General features: G+C 71.4%; 20 protein-coding genes. 10 read left to right on the top strand and 10 right to left on the bottom strand.

Annotated features, from left to right (window positions below):
• The first annotated feature begins 9 nt into the window (after window positions 1-9).
• The 4 genes from aceB to FB384_RS01655 all read left to right on the top strand — a co-directional run bounded on the left by aceB (window position 10) and on the right by FB384_RS01655 (window position 5,506).
• Window positions 10-1,587 carry a malate synthase A gene (gene aceB, locus FB384_RS01670; protein WP_183778508.1) on the top strand — a complete coding sequence of 526 codons (1,578 nt, stop codon included), beginning with the start codon at window positions 10-12 and terminating at the stop codon, window positions 1,585-1,587.
• A complete protein-coding gene (locus tag FB384_RS01665) occupies window positions 1,588-2,805 on the top strand; it encodes a DUF6986 family protein (protein ID WP_183778506.1) in 1,218 nt (405 codons plus the stop codon). It abuts the gene before it with no gap.
• 620 nt (window positions 2,806-3,425) lie between these two features.
• The gene (locus tag FB384_RS01660) at window positions 3,426-4,598 is read left to right on the top strand and encodes an HNH endonuclease signature motif containing protein (RefSeq protein WP_183778504.1); all 1,173 of its coding nucleotides are present in this window, start codon (window positions 3,426-3,428) and stop codon (window positions 4,596-4,598) included.
• Between the two features lie 152 nt (window positions 4,599-4,750).
• Window positions 4,751-5,506: a LamB/YcsF family protein gene (locus FB384_RS01655; protein ID WP_183778502.1), complete on the top strand. Its 756-nt coding sequence runs from the start codon at window positions 4,751-4,753 to the stop codon at window positions 5,504-5,506.
• Between the two features lie 86 nt (window positions 5,507-5,592).
• On the opposite strand, the gene FB384_RS01650 is transcribed toward FB384_RS01655, so the two are convergent.
• From FB384_RS01650 to FB384_RS01640, 3 genes are all read right to left on the bottom strand, one after another.
• Window positions 5,593-5,856 carry a hypothetical protein gene (locus tag FB384_RS01650; RefSeq protein WP_183778500.1) on the bottom strand — a complete coding sequence of 88 codons (264 nt, stop codon included), beginning with the start codon at window positions 5,854-5,856 and terminating at the stop codon, window positions 5,593-5,595.
• A 185-nt stretch (window positions 5,857-6,041) separates the two neighbouring features.
• The gene (locus FB384_RS01645) at window positions 6,042-7,733 is read right to left on the bottom strand and encodes an ABC-ATPase domain-containing protein (RefSeq protein ID WP_183778498.1); all 1,692 of its coding nucleotides are present in this window, start codon (window positions 7,731-7,733) and stop codon (window positions 6,042-6,044) included.
• 53 nt (window positions 7,734-7,786) lie between these two features.
• Window positions 7,787-9,205 (bottom strand): PucR family transcriptional regulator, encoded by a 1,419-nt coding sequence (locus tag FB384_RS01640; protein WP_183778496.1) that lies wholly within the window; start codon window positions 9,203-9,205, stop codon window positions 7,787-7,789.
• A 124-nt stretch (window positions 9,206-9,329) separates the two neighbouring features.
• Here FB384_RS01640 and FB384_RS01635 point away from each other — a divergent pair, with 124 nt between their 5' ends.
• Genes FB384_RS01635 through pucD form a run of 4 tightly spaced genes read left to right on the top strand, consistent with a single transcriptional unit; the run spans window position 9,330 to window position 14,276 of the window.
• Window positions 9,330-10,196: an FAD binding domain-containing protein gene (locus tag FB384_RS01635; RefSeq protein ID WP_183778494.1), complete on the top strand. Its 867-nt coding sequence runs from the start codon at window positions 9,330-9,332 to the stop codon at window positions 10,194-10,196.
• Window positions 10,187-10,648 (top strand): (2Fe-2S)-binding protein, encoded by a 462-nt coding sequence (locus FB384_RS01630; protein WP_183778492.1) that lies wholly within the window; start codon window positions 10,187-10,189, stop codon window positions 10,646-10,648. The genes FB384_RS01635 and FB384_RS01630 overlap by 10 nt, the downstream gene beginning before the upstream one ends.
• Window positions 10,645-11,982 (top strand): 8-oxoguanine deaminase, encoded by a 1,338-nt coding sequence (locus FB384_RS01625; protein WP_183778490.1) that lies wholly within the window; start codon window positions 10,645-10,647, stop codon window positions 11,980-11,982. The genes FB384_RS01630 and FB384_RS01625 overlap by 4 nt, the downstream gene beginning before the upstream one ends.
• Window positions 11,979-14,276, top strand: coding sequence for a xanthine dehydrogenase subunit D (gene pucD / locus FB384_RS01620; RefSeq protein ID WP_183778488.1), 2,298 nt, complete (start codon window positions 11,979-11,981; stop codon window positions 14,274-14,276). Before FB384_RS01625 ends, pucD begins: the two co-directional genes overlap by 4 nt.
• Window positions 14,277-14,561: 285 nt before the next feature.
• On the opposite strand, the gene FB384_RS01615 is transcribed toward pucD, so the two are convergent.
• The 5 genes from FB384_RS01615 to FB384_RS01595 all read right to left on the bottom strand — a co-directional run bounded on the left by FB384_RS01615 (window position 14,562) and on the right by FB384_RS01595 (window position 18,337).
• Entirely contained in the window at window positions 14,562-15,941 is a 1,380-nt protein-coding gene (locus FB384_RS01615; RefSeq protein ID WP_258937399.1) for a nucleobase:cation symporter-2 family protein, read from the bottom strand.
• Window positions 15,942-16,049: 108 nt separating this feature from the next.
• Window positions 16,050-16,946 (bottom strand): factor-independent urate hydroxylase, encoded by an 897-nt coding sequence (gene pucL, locus FB384_RS01610; protein WP_183778484.1) that lies wholly within the window; start codon window positions 16,944-16,946, stop codon window positions 16,050-16,052.
• Between the two features lie 5 nt (window positions 16,947-16,951).
• On the bottom strand, window positions 16,952-17,275 hold the full coding sequence (gene uraH / locus FB384_RS01605; protein ID WP_183778482.1) for a hydroxyisourate hydrolase: 324 nt from the start codon (window positions 17,273-17,275) through the stop codon (window positions 16,952-16,954).
• Entirely contained in the window at window positions 17,272-17,745 is a 474-nt protein-coding gene (locus tag FB384_RS01600; RefSeq protein WP_183778480.1) for a 2-oxo-4-hydroxy-4-carboxy-5-ureidoimidazoline decarboxylase, read from the bottom strand. Before FB384_RS01600 ends, uraH begins: the two co-directional genes overlap by 4 nt.
• 100 nt (window positions 17,746-17,845) lie before the next feature.
• Window positions 17,846-18,337: a helix-turn-helix domain-containing protein gene (locus FB384_RS01595; protein WP_258937403.1), complete on the bottom strand. Its 492-nt coding sequence runs from the start codon at window positions 18,335-18,337 to the stop codon at window positions 17,846-17,848.
• Window positions 18,338-18,385: 48 nt separating this feature from the next.
• Between FB384_RS01595 and FB384_RS01590 the strand changes: the two genes are divergently transcribed.
• Window positions 18,386-19,210 (top strand): hydroxypyruvate isomerase family protein, encoded by an 825-nt coding sequence (locus FB384_RS01590; RefSeq protein WP_183778477.1) that lies wholly within the window; start codon window positions 18,386-18,388, stop codon window positions 19,208-19,210.
• A 30-nt stretch (window positions 19,211-19,240) separates the two neighbouring features.
• Here FB384_RS01590 and FB384_RS01585 read toward each other — a convergent pair whose 3' ends face one another.
• A complete protein-coding gene (locus tag FB384_RS01585) occupies window positions 19,241-19,942 on the bottom strand; it encodes a helix-turn-helix domain-containing protein (protein WP_221212606.1) in 702 nt (233 codons plus the stop codon).
• A gap of 156 nt (window positions 19,943-20,098) precedes the next feature.
• Here FB384_RS01585 and allB point away from each other — a divergent pair, with 156 nt between their 5' ends.
• The gene (allB, locus tag FB384_RS01580) at window positions 20,099-21,460 is read left to right on the top strand and encodes an allantoinase AllB (protein WP_183778475.1); all 1,362 of its coding nucleotides are present in this window, start codon (window positions 20,099-20,101) and stop codon (window positions 21,458-21,460) included.
• Between the two features lie 265 nt (window positions 21,461-21,725).
• Here the strand turns inward: allB and FB384_RS01575 are convergent, their stop codons facing one another.
• Window positions 21,726-22,370 (bottom strand): (2Fe-2S)-binding protein, encoded by a 645-nt coding sequence (locus FB384_RS01575; protein WP_183778474.1) that lies wholly within the window; start codon window positions 22,368-22,370, stop codon window positions 21,726-21,728.
• Window positions 22,371-22,407 lie beyond the last annotated feature (37 nt).

Raw genomic sequence — 22,407 nt, 5'->3', positions numbered from 1 at the left:
AGGTGTTCCATGTCTGATGTTCGTGTGCTCGGCGACGCGATCGAGCGCGGCGACGAAGTGCTGACGCAGGAGGCACTCGACTTCGTGGCCGGCCTGCACGAGAACTTCGCGGCCACTCGTGACCAGCTGCTGGAGGCTCGTAAGCAGCGCCGCGAGGAGGCCAAGCGCACCGGACGCCTGGACTTCCTGTCCGAGACCAAGCAGGTTCGCGAGTCCGACTGGCAGGTCGCCGACGCTCCGCCCGCGCTGCGCGACCGCCGTGTGGAGATCACCGGCCCGACCGAGCGCAAGATGACGATCAACGCGCTCAACTCCGGTGCCAAGGTGTGGCTCGCCGACCTCGAGGACGCGAACACGCCGCACTGGAGCAACGTCGTGAACGGGCAGATCAACCTGTCCGACGCGATCCGCGGCACGATCGAGCTCGAGTCGAACGGCAAGCACTACGCGCTGCGCGACGACGTGGAGCACGCCACCATCGTCGTCCGCCCGCGCGGCTGGCACCTCGACGAGCGCAACCTCGAGTTCAACGGCCGCAAGGGGGTCGGCGCGCTCGTCGACTTCGGCCTGCACTTCTTCCACAACGCGAAGGAACTGCTCGCCCGCGGCAAGGGGCCGTACTACTACCTGCCGAAGATGGAGAGCCACCTCGAGGCGCGGCTGTGGAACGACATCTTCACCCACGCCGAGAAGGCGCTCGGCGTGGAGCACGGCACCATCCGTGCCACGGTGCTGATCGAGACCATCCCCGCCGCGTTCGAGATGGAGGAGATCCTCTACGAACTGCGCGAGCACGCCTCGGGCCTGAACGCGGGCCGCTGGGACTACCTGTTCAGCGTCATCAAGTACTTCCGCGACGCGGGTGAGAAGTTCGTCCTGCCGGACCGCAACGCCGTCACCATGACCGCTCCGTTCATGCGCGCCTACACCGAGCTGCTCGTGCGCACGTGCCACAAGCGCGGCGCCTTCGCCATCGGCGGCATGTCGGCGTTCATTCCCAGCAAGGACCCCGAGGTCGCCGAGAACGCCACGAAGAAGGTGCACGCCGACAAGTCGCGCGAGGCCGGCGACGGCTTCGACGGTTCGTGGGTCGCCCACCCCGGCATGGTCGGACTGTGCAAGGAAGAGTTCGACAAGGTCCTCGGTGACAAGCCGAACCAGCTCGACCGCCTTCGCGAGGACGTGTCCGTCACCGCCGACCAGCTCCTCGACGTGGCCGCGACCGACGCGCAGTGCACCGCCGCCGGCCTGCGGGGCGCCGTGGACGTCGGCGTGCGCTACATCGCCTCCTGGTTGGGCGGTAACGGTGCCGCCGGTATCCACAACCTCATGGAGGACGCTGCGACCGCCGAGATCTCCCGGTCGCAGGTGTGGCAGTGGGTGCAGAACAGCGTCGTGCTCGCCGACACCGGGGCGACCGTGACCCGCGAGCTCGTGCGCTCCGTGCTCGACGAGATCAAGGGCGAGCTGGCCGACGAGATCCCGTCCGACCTGCTCCAGCCCGCGGTCGAGCTGTTCGAGGAGGTCGCGCTCGCCGACGAGTTCGCCGACTTCCTGACGCTGCCCGCCTACGAGCGGATCAAGTAAGTGACCGCCGGCCGGCTCACCGAGGACGTCTACGCGCGCATCGACGCCTCACTCGCGGCGTCCGACGCCCGTGTGGCAGCCGCCTATCCCGGTGAGCCGGCCGGACGGCAACCCGTTCACACCGTCTACGTCCCCGCGGGCCGTTACCACGCCGGGTTGGCGGGCCAGTGGGGCACTCGTGCCCTCGACGTCCTGACGTCCCACGAGCTGCCCGCGACCGACGACGTGCTCGCACGGGTGCGCACCAAACTCGCGTCGGAACCGATCGAAGACCTGCGCATCGACTTCGAAGACGGTTACGGCAACCCCGGCGACGACGTCGAGGACGCCGAAGTCGTGCGCTGCGGACGGGAACTCGCGTCCGAAGTGGCCGGTCGCGGCGACCCCGACAGCGGCCCCGTCGCGCCGTTCTGCGGTATCCGGTTCAAGAGCTTCGAGGTCGGCACCCGCCGCCGCGGCATGCGCACTCTCGACCTGTTCCTCGAAGCGCTCGGCGGTCCGCCGCCCGGCTTCGTCGTCACGCTGCCGAAGGTCACCGACGTCGACCAGGTCACCGCCGCCGCGGACGTGCTCAGCGAGCTGGAGAAGGTCCACGGGCTCGCCGTCGGGACGCTGCGGTTCGAGGTGCAGGTCGAGACCACCCAGTCGGTGTTGCGGGCGGACGGCACCGTCGCGTTGCCCGCCATCGTGCAGGCCGCCAACGGCCGCTGCAGCGGGCTGCACTTCGGCACCTACGACTACAGCGCGAGCCTCGGCATCGCGGGCGCGTACCAGAGCATGGACCACCCGGCCGCCGACTTCGCCAAGCAGTTCATGCAGGTCGCGGCCGCCGGCCGGGGTGTCCGGCTGTCCGACGGGTCGACCAACCGCCTACCGGTGGGCGAGGCCGTAGCCGACGGGTGGGCCGAGCATCTGCGATTGGTACGCCGGTCCCTCGAACGCGGCTTCTACCAGGGCTGGGACCTGCATCCGCACCAGCTGCCCAGCCGGTTCGCCGCCACCTACGCGTTCTTCCGCGAGAACCTCACGTCCGCCGCCGACCGGCTGCGCGCCTACGTCGGGGACGTCGACGGAGCGGTGCTCGACGAGCCCGCGACCGCCCAGGCACTCGCGACGTACGTGCTACGCGGCCTCGACTGCGGCGCCGTCGACGAGACCGAACTGGACGGTGGACTGGACCGGCGAGCACTGTCCCGGTTGGCCGCGCGCGCGGGTTGACCGCCGGCATACGGACGCGCGTGTCCTGCGTTCAAGAGCCCGTGTTGCAGATTCCGGGGCCCGTGTTCCGCATTCAGGGGCCCGTGTTGCGGTTTCCGGGCGCGTGTTGTGCAAACGGGGTTCGTGTTGTGGTTTCCGGGGCTCGTCGCCCTCGCCGGGCGGGCAGTTCTCCGGGATCAGGTGGAACTCCGCGTCATCGCCGCCGTGTGGCCGCGTGTATCACGCGGTCTTCAAAGCGCACGGTGTCGTCGGTGTGCGGCTGTTTCGTGTGCCTGCGTACTCGGTAGGTGTGCTGCTCGGGCTCGTTGGTGACAAGCCGGCACGCAGTTGATGATCTCGATATGGGTGGGTGCCTCCGCGCTCGGTGCGGATCACCACGAACAACACGCCGATCCGAGTAGGTCCTCCGGTGGTCCACCGTGACGCTCCACAGTGGTCCGCCATGGGGTGATGCCGCCGGGTGTACTCCCTCACGTTGACAGTCCTCCCGAAGCGCCCGGCCATCACGGTTGACGTCGTCCCCGAGTTGGCACTGTTCGGCACGACGACCGAAATCGGCACCGCGATATCGGCACTATTGGGTGAAGTTATTCGTACTGGTGTTCGGTAGTGTTGGTGGGGTGCTTGGTACTGGGGACATGGTCGCGGCTGCGCGTTCGCTGCGGGAGCAGCGGGCGCGGGTCGATGCTGCCGAGGTCGAGTTTCTCGCCGCGGTGGACACTGGTCCGGCCGAACGGCGGGGGCTGGCCGAGACGTTGGCACCCGAACTACGTATGTCGCCCCAGGAAGTCGAGGCACGGATCCAGGCAGCAGTGGACCTGGCCAGCCGGATGCCGCAGATGCTGACGGCCATGCGCCATGGGTTGACCGACGGCTACGGGGCGCGCCGGGTGCTGCGGGTGACCGCACCGTTGTCCGACGCTCACGCCCGGCGGGTGGACGAGCTGTTGGCCGATAAGCTGACGGATGCGCCGGTGTCGACGTGGCAGCCGGGCAACCTGGCCCGTCACGCGGCACGGCTGGTGCAGCGCGTCGATCCGGGCGGGCAGACGGCCCGCGCCCGCACTGCCGACGAGGACCGCAAACTCCAGCTCGATCACGGCGAGCACGCCCAATCACGCCTGACCGTCGACCTGCGCTCCGAAGTGGCCTCGGCGTGTTACGCCCGAGTCGATGCCATGGCCCGCCGACTGCGTCGAGGCGGCGAGACCCGCACGTTGGAGCAGTTGCGGGCCGATGTCACCGCCGACCTGCTACTCGGCAACGACCCCGGTGTTCAGGTGCCGCAGGCGGCGGCGCAGGTGTATGTGCACCTGCCGGTCGACGCGGCCCTGTCCATCAGCGACACCGGCTGCGAACTCGACGGCTACGGCCCCATCCCCGCCCCCATCGCCCGGGAGATCATGACCGGTCCGGAAAGCGTGTGGCGGGCGGTGTTGTGCGACTCGGCCACGGGCGAGCCGCTCGACCTTGGCCGGACCCGGCGCCGACCGACGGCCACCATCCGCGAACTCGTCCGCGTACGCGACCGCGAATGTGTTGTTCCCTGGTGCCGGAGGCCCGCGCGGCACTGCGACCTCGACCACGAACGCGAATGGGCCGCCCACCACGGCCCCACCTCGCTGACCAACACCGGACCACGCTGCCGACGACATCACCGGATGAAGAACGCACCCGGGTGGGTCACGCGCTACGACCCGATTCGCGCGCCACAACGATCACCACGCCCACCGGCGCCACCTACACCGGCGAACGCGAACCAATCCTCACCCCACGACGGCAGTCACCGCTGAGCCGTGACGAACCGCCACCCTTCTGACGGGAACGGCGGCCCAGGTCGGGCGTCGCCACGGGTACCCCGAGGAAACCGCTACCTCCGTGTCTGGTGGCTCTTCGGTGCACGCGCGCACGCCGCCGACCCGGGGCCTGCGTTTACCCTGACGGCATGGTGCTCGACCTCAACAGCGACCTCGGTGAAGGTTTCGGGATCTGGCCGTTGACCGACGACGACGCGCTGCTCGACATCGTGACCAGCGCCAATGTCGCATGTGGATTCCACGCGGGCGATCCGACCGTGTTGCGCCGCGTCACCGAACGCGCAGCCGAGCGCGGGGTGGCGATCGGTGCGCAGGTCGGCTACCGCGACCTGGCCGGGTTCGGTCGGCGGTTCATCGACGCAGACCCCGCCGAACTCGGCAACGACGTCATCTATCAGATCGGTGCGCTCGACGGCTTCGCGCGCATCGCAGGCACGCGCGTCCGCTACGTCAAACCGCACGGCGCGCTGTACAACGCCGTCGCCCACCACACTGCTCAGGCCGAAGCCGTCGTGGAGGCGGTACGGACCTACGACGCGAACCTGCCGATCCTCGGGTTGCCCGGTTCCGAACTGCTGCGGCTGGCCGGCGAGGCCGGGCTGCCGACGGTCGCCGAGGCGTTCGCCGATCGTGCCTACACGCCGGAAGGCAGACTCGTGTCCCGCCGGGCACCGGGCGCCGTCGTGCACGACGCCGACACGGTCGTCGCCCGTAGCGTGCGGATGGCGACCGAAGGAATGGTCACCGCGATCGACGGCACCGAGATCGAGGCGCGGCCGCGCTCGCTGTGCCTGCACGGCGACACAGCAGGCGCGGTCGAACTCGCCCGGCGAGTCCGGGAAGGGCTGCTCGACGCGGGCGTCGAGCTCGCGCCGTTCGCATAGCGGAAGCGCCGTCCTGTAACCCCAGAATCGCGGGAAACCACAGAGCTGCGCAGCGCTGCCGCTGCTGTCCGGCCGCGTGTAGCTGTTCACCGCCCGTCGGTGTCGGCGCGGCCGACCTCGCCGGTGTGGTCGGAGGCCGACCGCCGACGTCGCGGCCGGGAACGCCAGGCCGCCACGGTCATCGTCGCGCCCGCACCGACCTGCGCCGCGGACAGCCAGACCGGGTTGTCGGAACCGATCGCCAGAAAGAGCCCGACCAGAGCGACGAAGACGCCGCACGCGAGCTGCAGCACAGTGCGCTTGCCCAGGATCGTGCCTGCCTCGCCCGAGCCGTCCCGCACGTCGATCATCGTCACCGAGGTTATCCCCCGGTCCCGGGCCCGCGAGGGGTTCGTCGCCGGGACCGGCGGGTCGTGGACGGGCGCTCGGTTCGGCGCACCGTCGTCCGCGGTCAGGCACCGTTCGAGCCGTGAGCGGCCGGCGCCGAGCCACAGCCGCAGGTGCCGGCTCGTTTGCCGTCGCCAGTCGCCAGCCGTCAGCCGTCGCGGAGCCGGGCCACGCGTAGTGAGCGCAGCCGGGACAGTGCGGCGGCGACCTCGAACCGGCGCGGCACGACGTAGTCGCCGAGGAAGCCGTGGCGGATCGCGTCGGCGCCGTCGGCGAGGTCGTCATCGAGCAGGTCGAGGAACTCGGCGATGGTGCGGTCACCGTCGACCAGTCCCGCTTCGACGCCGTGAGCCAGTGCCAGGCCGATGCCCATCACCTGACCGGGGTCGACGATCTGTTCCACGGCACGCAGGTCGATGTCCGTGTCGCCGTAGGTGAGCGTGTCGATGCCGCGTTGCTTGACCTTGCGCCTGCCCTTGTGTTCGGGCGAGAGCGACGCGGGGTCGCACACCCGGTGCGCCGCGGCGGGAAACCCGCTGGCCTCGACCGTCCGGTCGGCCCGGCCGCGTAGCTGCTGAGCCCGTTCCGTCGCGTCCTCCGCGTGGTAGGACGCCATCATGATCACGCGGTCGGCGATGTCGAGGTAGTCGCCGGAGCCACCCATCACCAGCACGGTCGACACGCCGTGTTCGGTGTAGAGCGGCCGCACGAGATCCACGAACGGTGTCAGCGGCTCGTTGCCCTTGGCGACGAGCTCCTGCATCCGGGCGTCGCGGATCATCAGGTTCGTCGCCGCGGTGTCCTCGTCGATCAGCAGCACCTCGGCGCCCGCCTCGAGGGCCTCGACCGTGGTCGCGGCCTGCGAGGTCGACCCGGAGGCGTTCGACGTCGAGAAGTCCCTCGTGTCCGCGCCGGTGGGCAGCCCGCCGACGAACGCGCTGACGTCCACCCGCTCCACGCTGCGTCCGTCCTCGGCGCGGATCTTCGCCGTGGCAGACCGACTGACCACCAGTTCCCTGCCGTCGCCGGGAACGTGGTCGTACACGCCGCGCTCGAGCGCGCGCAGCAACGTCGACTTGCCGTGGAACCCGCCGCCGACGATCAACGTGATGCCCTCGGCGATGCCCATCCCGGTGACCGTCCCCCGGTTGGGCAATTCCACAGTGGTGCGCAGCGACTCGGGGGATTCGAACGGGACGCCGTCGGCCAACGGCCGGTCATCGGTGCCGCTGCGGCGTGCCAGCATCGCGCCATCGGCGACGAACGCCACCAGCCCGCGTTCGGGCAGGGCCTTCCGCAGCGCATCGGTGTCCTCCACGGAGTCGACGAACGCGGCGAGGTCGTCGGCGTCGAGCGCGTCGTAGCGCAGCGACTCGACGGCGCGGGGGAGCTGCTCGCACAGCGCCTTCCGCGCGCCGCGGCCGTCGATGCGGCGGCGCGGCCCCGGCAGGTCGATGCCCAGCCGTACGGTCAGTGCGCCGCCGGAGATCCGCAGCGCACTGCGGTCCAGCACCTGCTGTCCGCCCACGTCGGCGCGCAGCAGCGACCCGCGCAATTGCTGACCCAGTACCCGCAGCAGGCGGTCCGCGAGCGCACGTGCGCGGACCGGCGTGTGCCACAGTTCCTTCGGGAACCCGGCGTAGTCCGCCGAGATCCGCACCTCGATGCGGCTCGCCGGGGCGAACGGATCCGTCTGCGCCTTGCGGACGCCGACCGTGTATCCGCCCGCGTCCCAGTCGCCCTGGAGACTCTTGTACCTGCCGTAGCTCTGACCGTCGAGCCGGGACAGTGTCGCCCCCAGCTCGGCGAGCGTTCGTTCGTCACTCCTGTCGCGTGCCATCACTTCACACGGTACGGCCCACAGCGGTGTCGCGAAGGCCGCGGCGGGTCCTGTCAGGACTCCACGGACAGCGCGAGGAAGACCTCGACCTGGGTGCGGAAGTCCGTGAGGTCGGCGTCGAGGATCTCGCCGGCCCGCGCGATGCGGTACCGCAGCGTGTTCACGTGGACGTGCAGTTGCTTGGCCGCCTTCGCAGGGGATCCCGAGCATTCCAGGTAGACGCGGACGGTGCGCAGCAGCTCCGGATGCTGCGGTAGCGCCCCGAGTACGCGCCCGGCCAACGTGCGGCGCAGTTCGTCCGGCGCTCCCGCGAGCAGCAATCGGTGCATGCCCAGGTCGTCACCCGAGGCGACGGCGACCCGTTCGGGGCGGCGCTGTGCCGCCTGCACCGCGTGCCGAGTTTCGTCCGCCGCACCCCGCAGTCCCGGTACCTGCACCGGACCGCCCGCACCGACGAGGACGCGGCCTCGCCCGAGCGCCGCGAGCGCGTCGGTCGCCCGCGCGGCCCAATCCTCGGGCCAGCCGGCGCCCGCGGGTACGACCGCCCACGCCTCCTCCACGAGATCCGGGGCGCCCGGTCCGGTGAAGGCCGTGTCCTCGGCCGACAGGACCGCGAGCAATTCGTCGAGGATCTCCGCGGCCGCACCCGAACCGGGAGTGCGTGCGAGCAGGACCCGCACGGGCTTCTCGCCGGACAGTCCCGTCGCGGCCAGCGCCCGGGTGAGTTCCTCGGTCGTGCTCGCGGGGTCGGCCAGTGCCTGCACCAGGGGAGCGGCGACCTGCATGCGGGTGCGGCGTACCTCGTCCTCGCGGCCACGGGCCAGCCCGACCAGGCTCGCCAGTTCCTCGGCCACCTCCGATGCGCCGGGGCCCAGGTCCGCGTCGACGACGAGCGACCACGGCACCGCGTTCCTTCCTCCCACGGCGAGCACGCTGCGTCGCCGCGGCGGCCTCGGGTCGTTGGCGGCCACGACGCGGCCCGTCGGGGTGACGACCCAGCAGTCCGCGCCGAGTTCGGCGGCGCCGCAGGCCAACAGCGCGGGCAGCGACGCGTCGTCGGCCGCCGCCGACAGCAGCCGTTTGCGGGAACCGCCGGTCTCCGCGGCCAGGGCCAGCACGACCCGTTCGGTCACCACGGCGAACGAGAGGTCGGCGGGTACCTCCAGCAGCGGAATCCGATGCCGCCGGCACGCCTCGACCAGGTCGTCCGGGATGCCGCCGGTGTCGGCCCCCGACGCCGCCAGCCCGGCGCACCGCGCGTGGGCGAGCGCGTGCACGAACGGCTCCGCATCGCCCGGTTCGCGCCACCACAGCAGTCCCGACAACACGAACTCGCCCTCGGACAGGTAGCGGCTCGGATCGGGCAGTTCGGTCACGTAGATCCGGCTGACCTCGCGGTCGAGCAGATTCCCGCCCGTGTGCACGCGCAGTCGCAGGCTCGGGATCTCCAGCAGAGTCTTCACCAGCGTCATCAGATTTGTAGGAAAACACAAAATCAGCCGGTCGTGGGGCCACGCTTTCATGTGTGCGCGCCGTTGCCGCGGACCGGGTCGGGCTGTCTACTGACAGAAGCAACCCGACACCTGGAGCGAGGCCGTGGAATTCGTCCGACCGGACAGCCTGCAGGAGGCGCTCGCCGCGAAGGCGGAGCGTCCGGGGGCCGTGCCCATCGCAGGCGGCACCGACGTGATGGTCGAACTCAACTACGACCACCGGCGCCCCGAGGCGCTACTGGACCTGACGCGGATCGCCGAGCTCGCCACCTGGTCCGCGTCCGGCGGGTACGTCCGACTGGGGGCGGGCGTGCCCTACACCCGACTGATCGACGAACTCGGTGACACGCTCCCCGGCCTGGCGATGGCCTCCCGCACGGTGGGGTCGCCGCAGATCCGCAACCGCGGCACGGTCGGCGGCAACCTGGGTGCCGCCTCGCCCGCGGGCGACACGCACCCCGTACTGCTCGCCGCCGGCGCGGAGATCGAACTCGCCTCGGCTCGCGGCGTGCGGCGGATTCCGGCGACAGATTTCTACACAGGCGTCAAGCGCAGCGTCCTCGAACCCGACGAGCTGATCACCGCCGTGCTCCTGCCCACGGCGGGAACGGCCGCGGAACAGTTCAGCAAGATCGGGACGCGCAACGCCATGGTGATCGCGGTGTGCTCGCTGGGCCTCGTCCTCCGCGACGGCCGCGCCGGCGTCGCCATCGGATCGGCCGCGCCCACCCCGCGCCGGGTGTCGGGAGCCGAGGAGTTCCTCGCCGCCGAACTGCCGTGGGACGACGACGCGCCGCTGCCGGACTCGCTGAAGCGGCGGTTCGCCGAGCTCGTGGCCGCGGCCACGGAACCGATCGACGACGTCCGGGGTACCGCCGACTACCGCACCCACGCCCTCGGCGTCCTCGCGCGACGGACGCTGACCTGGGCCTGGGACGACTACCGAGGGAGCGTGCGAGCATGCGCCTGAATCTGACCGTCAACGGCGAGCGGCGCCGGGCCGACGACGTGTGGGAAGGCGAGAGCCTGCTGTACGTGCTGCGGGAGCGGCTCGGCCTCCCGGGGTCGAAGAACGCCTGCGAACAGGGCGAGTGCGGCTCCTGCACGGTGTATCTGGACGAGGTGCCCGCGTGCGCCTGCCTCGTCGCCGCGGGGCAGGCCGAGGGCAGGGAGGTTCGTACCGTCGAAGGGCTCGCCGACGGCGACACGCTCGATCCCGTCCAGCAGTCGTTCGTGGAGTGCGGCGCCGTCCAGTGCGGATTCTGCACGCCGGGACTGGTCGTCGCCGCGCACGACCTGCTGCGCCGCGAACCGGATCCGAGTGACGAGGAGATCCGCGAGGCCCTGGCGGGGAACCTGTGCCGCTGCACGGGTTACGAGAAGATCCTCGACGCGGTGCGCTCGGCGGCGAGTGCGCGATGATGATCATCGAGAACGCGGCGGTCGCGACCGTCGACGCCCAGGGGACCGAGTACCGCAACGGCCACGTCGTCGTCGACGGCGAGGTCCTCGTCGCCGTCGGGGACGGCCCCGCGCCCGCGCGGTACACCGGAACCCGGGTCGACGCCTCCGGGCGTCTCGTCACCCCAGGGCTGATCAACACCCACCACCACCTGTACCAGTGGGCCACGCGCGGCTACGCCGCCGATTCGACACTGTTCCAGTGGCTCGTCGAGCTGTATCCGGTGTGGGGCGGCCTCGACGCCGAGATCACCCACGCCGCCGCGTCCGCCGGACTGGCGCGCCTCGCGCTCACCGGCTGCACCACGGTCGCCGACCACCACTACGTCTTTCCGCGCGAGGGCGGCGACCAGCTGGCCGCCCTGGTGTCCGCGGTGGACCGGGTCGGTGTGCGCGGCCACCTCGTGCGTGGCTCGATGGACCGCGGGCAGTCCCACGGCGGACTGCCGCCGGATCACCTCGTCGAAGACCTCGATGCCGCCCTCGCGGGCACGGAAGCGGCCATCGACGCCCACCACGACCCGGCGCCCGACGCGCGGGTGCGCATCGCCGTGGGCCCGTGCTCGCCGTTCACCGTCACCGAGCGGCTCATGATCGATGCCGCGGACCTCGCGCGGCGCAAGGGCGTCCGGCTGCACACGCACCTGGCCGAAACGCTCGACGAGGAGCGGCAGTGCCTCGCCGAGTTCGGGTGCACGCCCGCCGAGTACGCCGACAAACTCGGCTGGCTCGGCGACGACGTGTGGCTGGCCCACACCGTGCACCTCGCCGACGACGCGGTCCGCCGCATGGGCGCCACCGGAACGGGAGCCGCGCACTGCCCGACCTCGAACGGCAGGCTCGGCACGGGCATCGCCCCGGCGCGGGCGCTGCTCGACGCGGGCGCACCCGTCGGCCTCGGTGTCGACGGTGCCGCGTCCAACGAATCCGGCGGCCTGGGGGAGGAACTGCACCAGGCCCTGCTGCAGGCCCGGCAGCAGGGCGGTCCCGAGGCGCTGACGACCCGGCAGGCGCTGTGGATGGGCACGATGGGCGGGGCACGCTGCCTCGGCCGCGAGGGGGAGATCGGTTCGCTCGAACCCGGCAAGTTGGCCGACCTGGCCGTGTGGGATCTCGGCGGACTGCGTTACGCCGGTATCGACGACCCGGTCGCCGCGCTCGTCCTCGGCGCGACACCCGATGTGAGCATGCTGCTGGTCGGCGGCGAGACCGTCGTCGCCGACGGGCGGCTGGCCACCACCGACGAGGAGGCAGTGACCGCGGAACTCCGCACCGCGAGCAGGAGGATGCGATGACGTCGACGACCGGCGGCCGCACCGCAGCCACGACCGTGAACGGGGTAGGCACCAGCCCGGCCCGCCCGGACGGCACCAGGAAGGTGCGGGGCGAGTTCGCCTACTCGTCCGACCTGTGGCACGAGGACATGCTGTGGGGCGCGACGCTGCGCAGTCCGTATCCGCACGCGCGCGTCACCGGCGTCGACATCGCCGCCGCCGTCGCCGTGCCCGGCGTGTACGCCGTGCTGACCCACGACGACGTGCCCGGCCTGAACCGCTACGGCCTCGAACACCCGGACCAGCCCGTGCTCGCCGACGACGTGGTGCGCTACCGCGGTGAACCCGTCGCCGTCGTGGCCGCCGACCACCCGGAGACCGCGCAGCGGGCGGTGAAACTCATCGACGTCACCTACGACGTGCTCGACCCGGTGACCGACGCCGAGGAGGCGGTGCGCGGCGACGTTGCGGCGGTGCACCCGGGCGGGAACGTGGTGCGGCACGCGGCGATCCGGCGGGGCGAGCAGGCCTCGCAGGCCGACGTCGTCGTCACCGGACGCTACGAGGTCGGCATGCAGGACCAGGCGTTCCTCGGCCCCGAGTCCGGTCTGGCCGTGCCCGACGGCAGCGGCGGCGTGGACCTGTACGTGGCGACCCAGTGGCTGCACGTCGACCAGCAGCAGATCGTCGCCGCGCTCGGCGTGTCGCCGGAGCAGGTGCGGCTGACGCTGGCCGGTGTCGGTGGTGCGTTCGGCGGGCGTGAGGACCTGTCGATGCAGATCCACGCCAGCCTGCTCGCGCTGTACACCGGCAACCCGGTGAAGATGGTCTACAACCGTGAGGAGTCGTTCTACGGCCACGTTCATCGGCACCCCGCGACGATGTACTACGAGCATGGTGCCACCCGCGACGGCAGGCTCGTCTATGTCACCGCCCGGATCTACCTCGACGGCGGCGCCTACGCCTCGTCGACGGGTGCCGTGGTGGGCAATGCCGCGACCCTCGGCGTCGGCCCCTACGACGTGCCGAACGTGCGCATCGACTGCTGGGGCACGTACACCAACAACCCGCCGTGCGGGGCGATGCGGGGATTCGGCGCGGTGCAGGCGGCGTTCGGCTACGAGTCGCAGATGGACAAACTCGCCGCCGCGTGCGGGCTCTCGCCCACCGAGGTCCGGCGCCGCAACGCCATGTGCGAGGGCACCGTCATGCCCACCGGGCAGACCGTCGACTCGGCCGCACCGGTGGCCGAGCTGCTGGACCGACTCGACGCCATGCCGCTTCCTACCGGTCCCTCACGGGACGCGGGCGTGGCCGATCTGCGCAGCCTTCCCGGCGGCGTGTCCAACACGACTCACGGTGAGGGCGTCGTGCGCGGCGTCGGCTACGCCGTCGGCATCAAGAACATCTGCTTCTCCGAGGGATTCGACGACTACTCGACCGCCCGCGTGCGATTGGCCGCCGTCGGCGGCGAACCCGCCGTGACGGTGCAGACCGCGGCCGCGGAGGTCGGCCAGGGGCTGGTGACGATCCTCCAGCAGATCGTCCGCACCGAGCTGGGCGTCGACCAGGTGACGATCCTGCCGGCCGGCACCTCGATCGGCAGCGCAGGCTCGACGTCGGCGTCCCGGCAGTCCTACATGACCGGTGGCGCCGTGCGGGCGGCGGCGCTGAAGGTACGCGGAGCGCTGTTGTCCCATGCCGCGACGACACTGTCCCGCACCGCCGCTGAGCTGCACCTCGACGGCGGCAAGCTCGCCTCCGCGGCGGACGGCGTGCTCGCCGACCTCGTCGACGTGCTCGGCGAGGCGGAGTTCGACGAGACCGTCGAATGGCGGCACCGGCCCACCGAAGCGCTCGACCCCGAGACCGGCCAGGGCAACGCGCACGTCCAGTACGGGTTCGCCGCCCACCGCGCCGTCGTCGACGTCGACGTCGAGCTCGGCCTCGTCAAGGTGGTGTCGCTGGACTGCGTGCAGGACGTCGGCAAGGCGCTCAACCCCCAGGCCGTCGTCGGCCAGATCCAGGGCGGCTCCGCCCAGGGGCTCGGCCTGGCGCTGATGGAGGAGATCCGGACCGACGGCGGCGTGATCCGCAACCCGTCGTTCACCGACTACCTCATCCCGACGGTGCTCGACATGCCGCCGATGAACATCGAGGTGCTCGAACTGGCCGACCCGCACGCCCCCTACGGCCTGCGCGGCGTCGGCGAACCTCCCACGATCTCGTCCACCCCGGCCATCGTCGCGGCCATCCGCGCCGCGACCGGCAAGGAACTGCTCCGAGTCCCGGTGCGCCCCGACCACCTCATCTGAGATCGCGGATCCGCGTTCCCGGCCTCGGACCGTCCCCGGAGCCGCGCAGGCCCGTGTTGCAACTTCCGGGGCCCGTGTTGCGTTTTCCAGGGGCCGTGTTGTGCGTTGCGGGGTTCGTATTGCGGATTCCGGGGCGGCGCCACCCCGCCGACTGGGAACCATCGGCACACGAGTCCGCAACACGGCCCCCTGGGTCCGTAACACGTCCGCCTGGATCGACAACACGGCGCCGTTGAAACCCGCCGGTGTCGTGCTCCCGGTGGCGATCGGGCACGCGGGAAACGGTCAGCTGCCGGACGACTCCGTCGGGTTCGGATCCGTCGAGCTCGTGCTTGCCGTGCCCGTGGGTTCCGTGTCCGTGGATTCCGGGTCCGCGGCGGACCGCCGTACACGGTCGCCGAACACGAGGTTGAGCACCACGGCGGCGAGACAGCCCGCGCTGATCCCGGAGTCGAGCACGGTGCGCAGCGCGGACGGGAACCCGGCGTAGAACTCGGGTGCCGCGATCGGGATGAGCCCGATTCCGAGCGCCGCGGCGACGATCGTGACGTTGGCGGGCCGTTCGAACGATGCCTTCGCCAGCGTCCGCAGGCCCGACACGGCGACGCTGCCGAACAGCACGAGCCCGGCACCGCCGAGCACGGGCTGCGGCACGAGGGCCACGATCCCTCCGGTCACCGGGAACATGCCCAGCAACACGAGAATCAGTCCGCTCGCCGCCACCACGTACCGGCTCACCATGCGCGTCAGGGCGACGAGTCCGACGTTCTGCGCGAAGGCCGTGCAGGCGAAGCCGCCGAACACGGTCGCCACGGCGGTGCCGAACCCGTCGGCGCGCAACCCGTCCGCCAGCGTGCGCTCCGAGGTGGGCCGGTCGACGATCTCGCCGAGTGCCAACATGTCCGCGGTGCTCTCGGCCATGATCACCAGCGCCACGATCGCCATCGAGACGATCGCCGCGATGTCGAACACCGGCGTGCCGAAGTGGAACGGTGTGACGATCCCGAAGGCGGGCGCCTCCGCGAGTGTCGACGTGTCGACCTCGCCCAGTGGCCAGGCGACGAGCGTGCCCAGCACCAGGCCCAGCAGCAGCGCGATCCGGCTCCAGAAGCCCGACAGGAACCGGTTGAACGCGAGAACCGCCACGAGCGTGATGCCCGCCAGCAGGAGGTTCGTCCCGCTCGCCGATTCCTCCTGCTGCGCGATCCAGCCGACCGCCACCGGCAGCAGCGACACCCCGATGAGCGTGATGACGGTGCCCGTGACGATCGGCGGGAAGAACCGAGTGAGCCGGGAGAAGAACGGTGCCGCCAGCACGATCAGCGCACCCGCGACGATCGTCGAACCGTAGACGACGCCGAGCGAGGCCTGCTGTCCGTGCTGTTCCACGATGGCCAGCACGGGCGCGACCGCCGCGAACGTCACGCCGTTCACCAGCGGAAGCCGGGCGCCGAACCGCCACACGCCGAGGGTCTGCAGGAGCGTGGCCAGGCCGGCGGTCAGCAGGCTTGCGCTGATCAGCAGGCTCAGCTGGCCGGGGGAGAGGCCCACCGCCCCGCCGATGATCAGCGGCGGGGCGACGACGCCCGCGTACATGGCTGCGACGTGCTGCAGGCCTCCGGCGATCAGTTGTGGCAGCGGCGGTTTCGTGTCGACGGGATGCACGCAGAACCCCTCCAAAGTGGTCGGTGGCTGCCTGGCGACGGTGACGGACGGCGGTACCGGTCGGCGGGGTGCGGTCTCGGCCGGTCGCGGCCGAACCCGGTCGGTGACTCAGAACTCGGGCAACGAGTACCAGGCGAGCCCGGCCGCGTCGGCGGGTTCGTCGTCCCGGAGCACGGTGCCCTCGATGAGGCCGTACGGGCGGTCGGCCGCGTGGAACACCTCGTTCTCGTTGGACAGCCCGAACGGGCTCAGGTCCACGAGGAAATGATGCTTGTTCGGCATGGCCAACCGGATCTCGGCGACCTCGGGCCGTGCCTCGAGTACGGCTTCGCCCATCGCGTACAGGGTCTGCTGCAGCGACAGGCTGTGTTTGGTGGCGAACGTTTCGAGCAGCGTGCGGCGGATCTCGTCGAACGACAGGGTCCAGTCGATACCGCTCGTGGCGGAATAGCGCCAGCGTGCCGTGACGGCCGTCGCAAGAATCCGGTCGTCGGTCTCGGCGAGCGTGGTGTATTCGTCGCGCGGGAATCCGTGGAACTCCGACCCGGTGGATTTCAGCACCGTCAGGCCGGTCAGGCCGGACACGACCCAGGCCTTGCCGTCCTGCAGCGTCACCGCCGTGGTGCGCTCCTCGCCCCCGGGGCGGCTGAACGCGTGATCGTGTGGTGTTCCGCCCACGTCGATGCGGTTCCACGCGTGTTCGGAGATCAGTATGCGGGCGCCCGTGATGTGTTCGAACGAACCGGTGAAGTGCTCGGCGAGCCGCAGTGCGAAGTCCTCGATCTCGCCGACCCCGCCGGCGGCGAAGGCGTAGACGGTGTTCTTCTGCGTGTCGGTGGCCACGACGTCGGCGTTGTCGCCCGTCAGGTGCGTGCGCTCGAGTTGGCCGCGCAGGGACGTCGACACCGTGAGGTCCTTGAGGTGGTGCACCGGCCCCTCGCGGTCGACGGTGACGAGCCTGACCTCGGCCTTGCCGTACTGGTTGGGCCCCAGCGTGATGCCCATGTGGATCAGCTCCCTCGGTAGGTGGAGTAGGCGAACGGGCTCAACAGCACGGGTACGTGGTGGTGCGCGGCCGGATCGGTGATGCGGAAGGCGACGGTCACCTCGGGCAGGAAGCAGCCCTCGCCCAAATAGGACTCGGTGTCGAACACGAGCCGGTACACACCCGCTGGCAGGGTGTCGGGTCCGAGGTCGCGGACGCGGCCGTCGTCGTCGGTGGTGGCGGCCGCGATGGTCGACCAGTCGTCGTCGCGGGCGTCCAGGCGCACGGGAACGCCCGCGGCGGGCCGTCCGCGCGCGGTGTCGAGGACGTGCGTGGTCACGAGGCTCATGCGGTCACTGCTTTCTCCAGGCGCAGCAGCGCGATCTCGACCAGTTCTTCGCCCGCGATGCGCAGCTCGGTGTCTGGGTCGTTGCCGAGCCGTGAGCGGAGGTTCGCGAGCAGTTCGGCGCCGCTGCGGCCGCTCGCGCACACCAGGAACACGTGGCCGAACCGCTTCTCGTACTCGACGTTGGCGGCGCGGAACCGCTCGGCGGCCGCATCGTCCACACCGGACTGTTCGGCGCGCGACGTGCCCGCGGCCGGTTTCTCGCCGATGCGCGGATGGGCCGCCGTTGCGGCGTGGATCTCCGCCGGTTCGAGCGTGATGCGGGCATGGGCCAGCAGCGCGCCGACGTCGGCGTACGGGCGGCCCGCCAGCAGGCGGTCGGCCCGCCGGTCGACGTCGAGGCATCCGGTCAGCAGTGGCCGGACGCGGTCGGGATCGGCCGAGTTGAACTCGGCCAGCCGCAGGTGGCTCATCCGTTGCAACGTAAGCGAGCCCCATCAGTGCGTCAACATTTTGTTGAAATCCGTGCGCACGCGGGGCGCAAGCGAATGCGCGTGAGCGCGTCCCTGGGGATCAGTCCTGGTCGAGGTGCCGGTCGCGGTTGAGGTAGTTGTACACCGTGAAGCGCGTGACGCCGAGCTGTTCGGCGACCGCTGCCACGGACCGGCGCAGCTGGAAGGCGCCCCGCTCGTCGAGCAGGCGTACCGCCCGCTGTTTGCCTGCTCTGTCCAGATCGGACAACCGGGTGCCGAGTTCGGCCTCCACCCGGCGCACGATGCCGTCCAGCACGCTGCCCGGTTCGGTCCCGTCCGGTTCGACGCTGGCGCCGGGCTGTTGCAGCCGCAGGGTGAGCCGGGTGGCGCCGCCGTCGAGAGCCGCGCGCGCGATCGAGGGGAGTGCGTCGAGCAGGGCCTCCGAGTCGCCGCTGACCGACGTGCCGAGCGGGCCGAAGTCCGTGCTCAGCCCAGCCGCCTCGGCCGCGGCGCGCGCCTGGACGGCGTGCTCAGGCGGCGTGCCCTCCCCATGGAAGGGTTCGCTCGTGAACTCGGCCTCCAGGTGTCCCACGAAGGGGAAGGTTACGGGGGAACGCGGCGGGCGGGCCAGAATGGGCGCATGAGCCCGGACCCCACCCTGCACGGCCTGCACTTCGACGCCCACCTGTCGACGCTGTTCACCGAGTTGCCGCTGCTCGAACGTCCCCGTGCGGCGCGCGAAGCCGGCTTCGACGCCGTGGAGTGCTGGTGGCCGTTCGACGCCGTGGCCGTCCCGGCCGATGCCGAGGTCGACGCGTTCGTCTCGGCGATCACCGACGCCGGGGTGCGCCTGGTCAGCCTGAACTTCTTCGCGGGCGACATGGCGGCGGGCGACAGCGGACTCGTGTCGTGGCCGGGCCGTGAGACGGAACTGGCCGACAGCGTCGACGTGGCTCTCGACATCGCGCGCAGGCTCGGTACCCGGCGATTCAACGCGCTGTACGGCAACCGGCTCGACGGCGTCGACCCCCGGGAGCAGGACGAGGTCGCGGCCGCTACGCTCGACCGGCTGGCACGCCGCGTCGGCGAGTTCGACGGCAAGATCGTGCTGGAGGCACTGTCCGGCCGCCCCGCGTACCCGCTGACCACGACCGCTGACGCCCTGGCCATCCTGGACCGCGTCGGCAGGCCCGAGCTGACGCTGCTCACGGACCTGTACCACCGCGCGGTCGTCGGCGACATCGACACCGTCGCCGAGCACGCCGCGCGCACCGGGCATGTCCAGCTGGCCGACGCACCCGGCCGCCACGAACCGGGCAGCGGCACCACCGACCTCGACCGCCATCTCGCCGCGCTCGAGGCGGCCGGCTACGACGGGTTCGTCGGCCTCGAATACCTGCCCACCACGGACACGGTCACGTCGCTGGACTGGCTGCCGCGCGGCCGCCGCTCCGGGCACCGCTGAGCGGGGTGCGGGAGCCGGTCGGCTCGGTGGTCAGTGCACGTTGATCCACACGGCGACCGCGGTGTCGGCGCCGTCGTTGCGGATGCGGTGTGGCCGCGCCGACGGGAACCGGATGCCGTCGCCGGGGCCGAGTTCGTGCCGGACACCGTCGACGTCGACGGTCAGCCGTCCGGCCGTGACGCTGCCCATCTCGTGGCCGGCGTGGCTGAGGTACTCGGCGTCCTGGCTCGAGGTCGACCCCGGTGGGTAGACGGTCTCGTACACCTCTGCGCCGGACAGCGGTACGGGGGTGAGGCTCCGGTACGTGACGCCGTCGCCGAGCGAGAGCACCGCGGACTCGTCCGCGCGCGTGACCACGACCGCGTCGCCGAGGTCGGACGTGCCCGCGCGCCGCGCGGCCCCAGTTCCGCCCGGCGGCGCGTCGCCGGTCTCCGTCCCGTCGGTCGGCGTCCCGCTCGGAACCGCCTCCGCCGCTGTCGCGTCCGCCGCGGTCGCTTCGGCAGTCGGCCCGCCGGGGGCCGTCTCGCCGAAGGCCGCGGACAGTGGCGCGTTCAGCGCCGACATGATCTGCAGCAGCCGGGTCACCGAGGGGCGCATCCGGCCGCGTTCTATCTGCGACAGCGCGCTCGGGCTGATCCCGAGTTCCGCCGACAGGGCGCGTAGGGACACGCCACGTCCGGTGCGTAGCGACCGGATGCGGGCACCGAGGTGCGTGTCGTCGGCGGGGAGCACGGATCGAATCTAGCGCGCGGGTCCCGGCCGCGGGGTCAGGCGCGGGGTGGTTACCGCGCACGGGGTCCGTAGCGCACCGTGGGTACGGCGCGGGTGTTTACCTATGACTTCACATGTGCTTGGCTGCACGTGGTCTTTCGGTGAGGAGGTGCGGGTATGGACCTGGTGTTCCACGCGGCACGTGCGGTGACGCCCGACGGCGAACGGTCGTGCAGTGTCGGCGTGTCCGACGGGCGTATCGCGGCGGTCGACGACTACGGCGCGCTGTCCGGTGATCGCGTGGTCGAGCTGCGGGAGGACGAGGTCCTGCTCCCCGGACTGGTCGACACACACGTGCACGTCAACGACCCCGGCCGCAGCGACTGGGAGGGCTTCGACACGGCCACCCGCGCGGCGGCCGCCGGGGGCGTCACCACGATCGTCGACATGCCGCTCAACTGCCTGCCGCCGACCGTGGACGTGGCCTCCCTCGACGTCAAACGCCGTGCGGCCGAGGGGCGCATCGCCGTCGACGTCGGGTTCTGGGGCGGCGCCGTCCCCGGCAACCGCGGCGAGCTGCGGCCGCTGCACGACGCGGGCGTGTTCGGGTTCAAGTGCTTCCTGTTGCACTCGGGCGTCGACGAGTTCGCCCCGCTCGACGAGACCGGACTCGAGGAGGCGATGCGCGAACTGGCCGAGTTCGACGGCCTGCTGATCGTGCACGCCGAGGACGCCGACACCATCGAAGGGGCGCCCGCCGCGCACGGCCGCGCCTACACCGACTTCCTCGGCTCACGCCCGAGCGCCGCCGAGAACACGGCGATCGCCCGCGTGCTCGACCTCGCCCGCCGTACGGGCGCGCGCGTGCACATCCTGCACCTGGCGGCGGGCGACGCGGTGCCGTTGGTCGCCCAGGCCCGCGCCGACGGGGTGCGCGTCACCGCCGAAACCTGCCCGCACTATCTGAGTTTCGTCGCCGAGGAGATCCGCGACGGCGCCACCGAGTTCAAGTGCTGCCCGCCGATCCGCGAAGCGGGCAACCGGGAAGAGCTGTGGCGGGCGCTGGGCGACGGCGTGATCGATTGCGTCGTGACCGACCATTCACCGTGCACCCCGGAGCTGAAACGGTTCGACACGGGCGACTTCGGCGATGCCTGGGGCGGCATCGCCGGCCTGCAGGTGGGACTGCCCGCCGTGTGGACCGGGGCGCGGTCGCGGGGATTCACCCTCGACGACGTCGTGCGGTGGATGGCGCAGCGGCCCGCCGAGCAGGTCGGACTGGCCAGCAAGGGACGCATCGCCGTCGGATGCGATGCGGACTTCGCGGTGTTCGCACCCGACGAGGCGTTCGTCGTCGACCGGACACGGCTGCGGCACCGCAACCCGGTGAGCGCCTATCACGAGCGGGCGCTGGCCGGAGTGGTGCGCGCGAGCTGGCTGCGCGGCCGGGAGATCAACCTCGAGCACGGGGCCGAGCCGTTCGGCGAGTTCCTGAGCAGGGAGGAATCCGCTGTGCCCGTCCGGAGTGGACAGCACTGACCGGCACATCCGTGCACGCGATCCTCACCCGGCCTCAGCCGAGCAGGGAGCGCAGGCGAACGCCCCCAAGGTCACCTTGGGGGCGTTCAACGCAGCCACGCGTCAGCGTGTCCTTGAGGGGCGGTGGCCGGGCGGCGGGTGGGAGCCCCTGTTCTTCCCTTGATCAAGGTGTGCCCTGCGGGGCGCTGTGTGCCTTGCGGGGCGCTGTGGGGTGCTGCGGGTCGCTGTGGCGCGCCTGCCTACCCGTCGGGTCTCGCGCCCGGCCTCAGCCGAGCAGGGAGCGCAGCCGCCGGGTGCGTTCCTCGGGGGTCTGCTTCGGACAGCTGGCGCACTTCTGGCCGCCGGGGATGTCGTAGATCAGGCAGCATGAGGTTCGCCGCACCACCGGAGTCCCGCCGACCTCGGTGAACAGCGGCCGGGGCATCGGCGCGCCCGCGGCGACGATCCCGTCACCGAGCTCGCCAGCCAGCCGCATCGCCTCCCCGGCCCTGTCCGTGCGCGACCCCGCCCAGAGCAGCCGGTTCCCGATCGAATCGGCCGCGATCGCCCACAACGAGCGTGACGTGGCCCCGCTGACCTCCGCGATCGCCTCGACGGCCGCACCCAGCGCCCGCGCGAACGCCTCCGCGAGCCGATCGAACTCGCCGTGGAAGGCCCGCACCGACCGGGAGTCGAGGATCCGGCCATCGTGGTGGACCTGCAGCATCACGGCTTCCAGCGACGGATCCGCCGCCGTTCCGGTGTGGACCAGTGACTCCAGCGCAGGCGCCACGAGCATCGACGACGCCGAGTACCACCGGATCGTGCCGAGCACCCGGTCACCAGCCGCGCCGTAGAGTCCCGCCGCACGCCGCAGGTCCTCTCGCAGCCAGTCGCGGTCGGCCAGCACGCTCGCCGCCAGCTCGCTCACATGTTCCTCCCACGTCGCAGGTCGGCGGTCGTCGCGG

It is taken from the genome of Prauserella sediminis (assembly GCF_014195435.1).
Lineage (GTDB): Bacteria > Actinomycetota > Actinomycetes > Mycobacteriales > Pseudonocardiaceae > Prauserella > Prauserella salsuginis.
This window is presented reverse-complemented; position numbering and strand designations above follow the sequence as displayed.

Excerpts from the sequence above, each read along its gene's own strand:
- aceB (WP_183778508.1), top strand. The coding sequence starts at position 10 with ATGTCTGATGTTCGTGTGCTCGGCGACGCGATCGAGCGCGGCGACGAA.
- FB384_RS01655 (WP_183778502.1), top strand. The coding sequence starts at position 4,751 with ATGGTGCTCGACCTCAACAGCGACCTCGGTGAAGGTTTCGGGATCTGG.
- FB384_RS01650 (WP_183778500.1), bottom strand. The coding sequence starts at position 5,856 with ATGATCGACGTGCGGGACGGCTCGGGCGAGGCAGGCACGATCCTGGGC.
- FB384_RS01645 (WP_183778498.1), bottom strand. The coding sequence starts at position 7,733 with ATGGCACGCGACAGGAGTGACGAACGAACGCTCGCCGAGCTGGGGGCG.
- FB384_RS01640 (WP_183778496.1), bottom strand. The coding sequence starts at position 9,205 with ATGACGCTGGTGAAGACTCTGCTGGAGATCCCGAGCCTGCGACTGCGC.
- FB384_RS01630 (WP_183778492.1), top strand. The coding sequence starts at position 10,187 with ATGCGCCTGAATCTGACCGTCAACGGCGAGCGGCGCCGGGCCGACGAC.
- FB384_RS01625 (WP_183778490.1), top strand. The coding sequence starts at position 10,645 with ATGATGATCATCGAGAACGCGGCGGTCGCGACCGTCGACGCCCAGGGG.
- pucD (WP_183778488.1), top strand. The coding sequence starts at position 11,979 with ATGACGTCGACGACCGGCGGCCGCACCGCAGCCACGACCGTGAACGGG.
- pucL (WP_183778484.1), bottom strand. The coding sequence starts at position 16,946 with ATGGGCATCACGCTGGGGCCCAACCAGTACGGCAAGGCCGAGGTCAGG.
- uraH (WP_183778482.1), bottom strand. The coding sequence starts at position 17,275 with ATGAGCCTCGTGACCACGCACGTCCTCGACACCGCGCGCGGACGGCCC.
- FB384_RS01600 (WP_183778480.1), bottom strand. The coding sequence starts at position 17,745 with ATGAGCCACCTGCGGCTGGCCGAGTTCAACTCGGCCGATCCCGACCGC.
- FB384_RS01590 (WP_183778477.1), top strand. The coding sequence starts at position 18,386 with ATGAGCCCGGACCCCACCCTGCACGGCCTGCACTTCGACGCCCACCTG.
- allB (WP_183778475.1), top strand. The coding sequence starts at position 20,099 with ATGGACCTGGTGTTCCACGCGGCACGTGCGGTGACGCCCGACGGCGAA.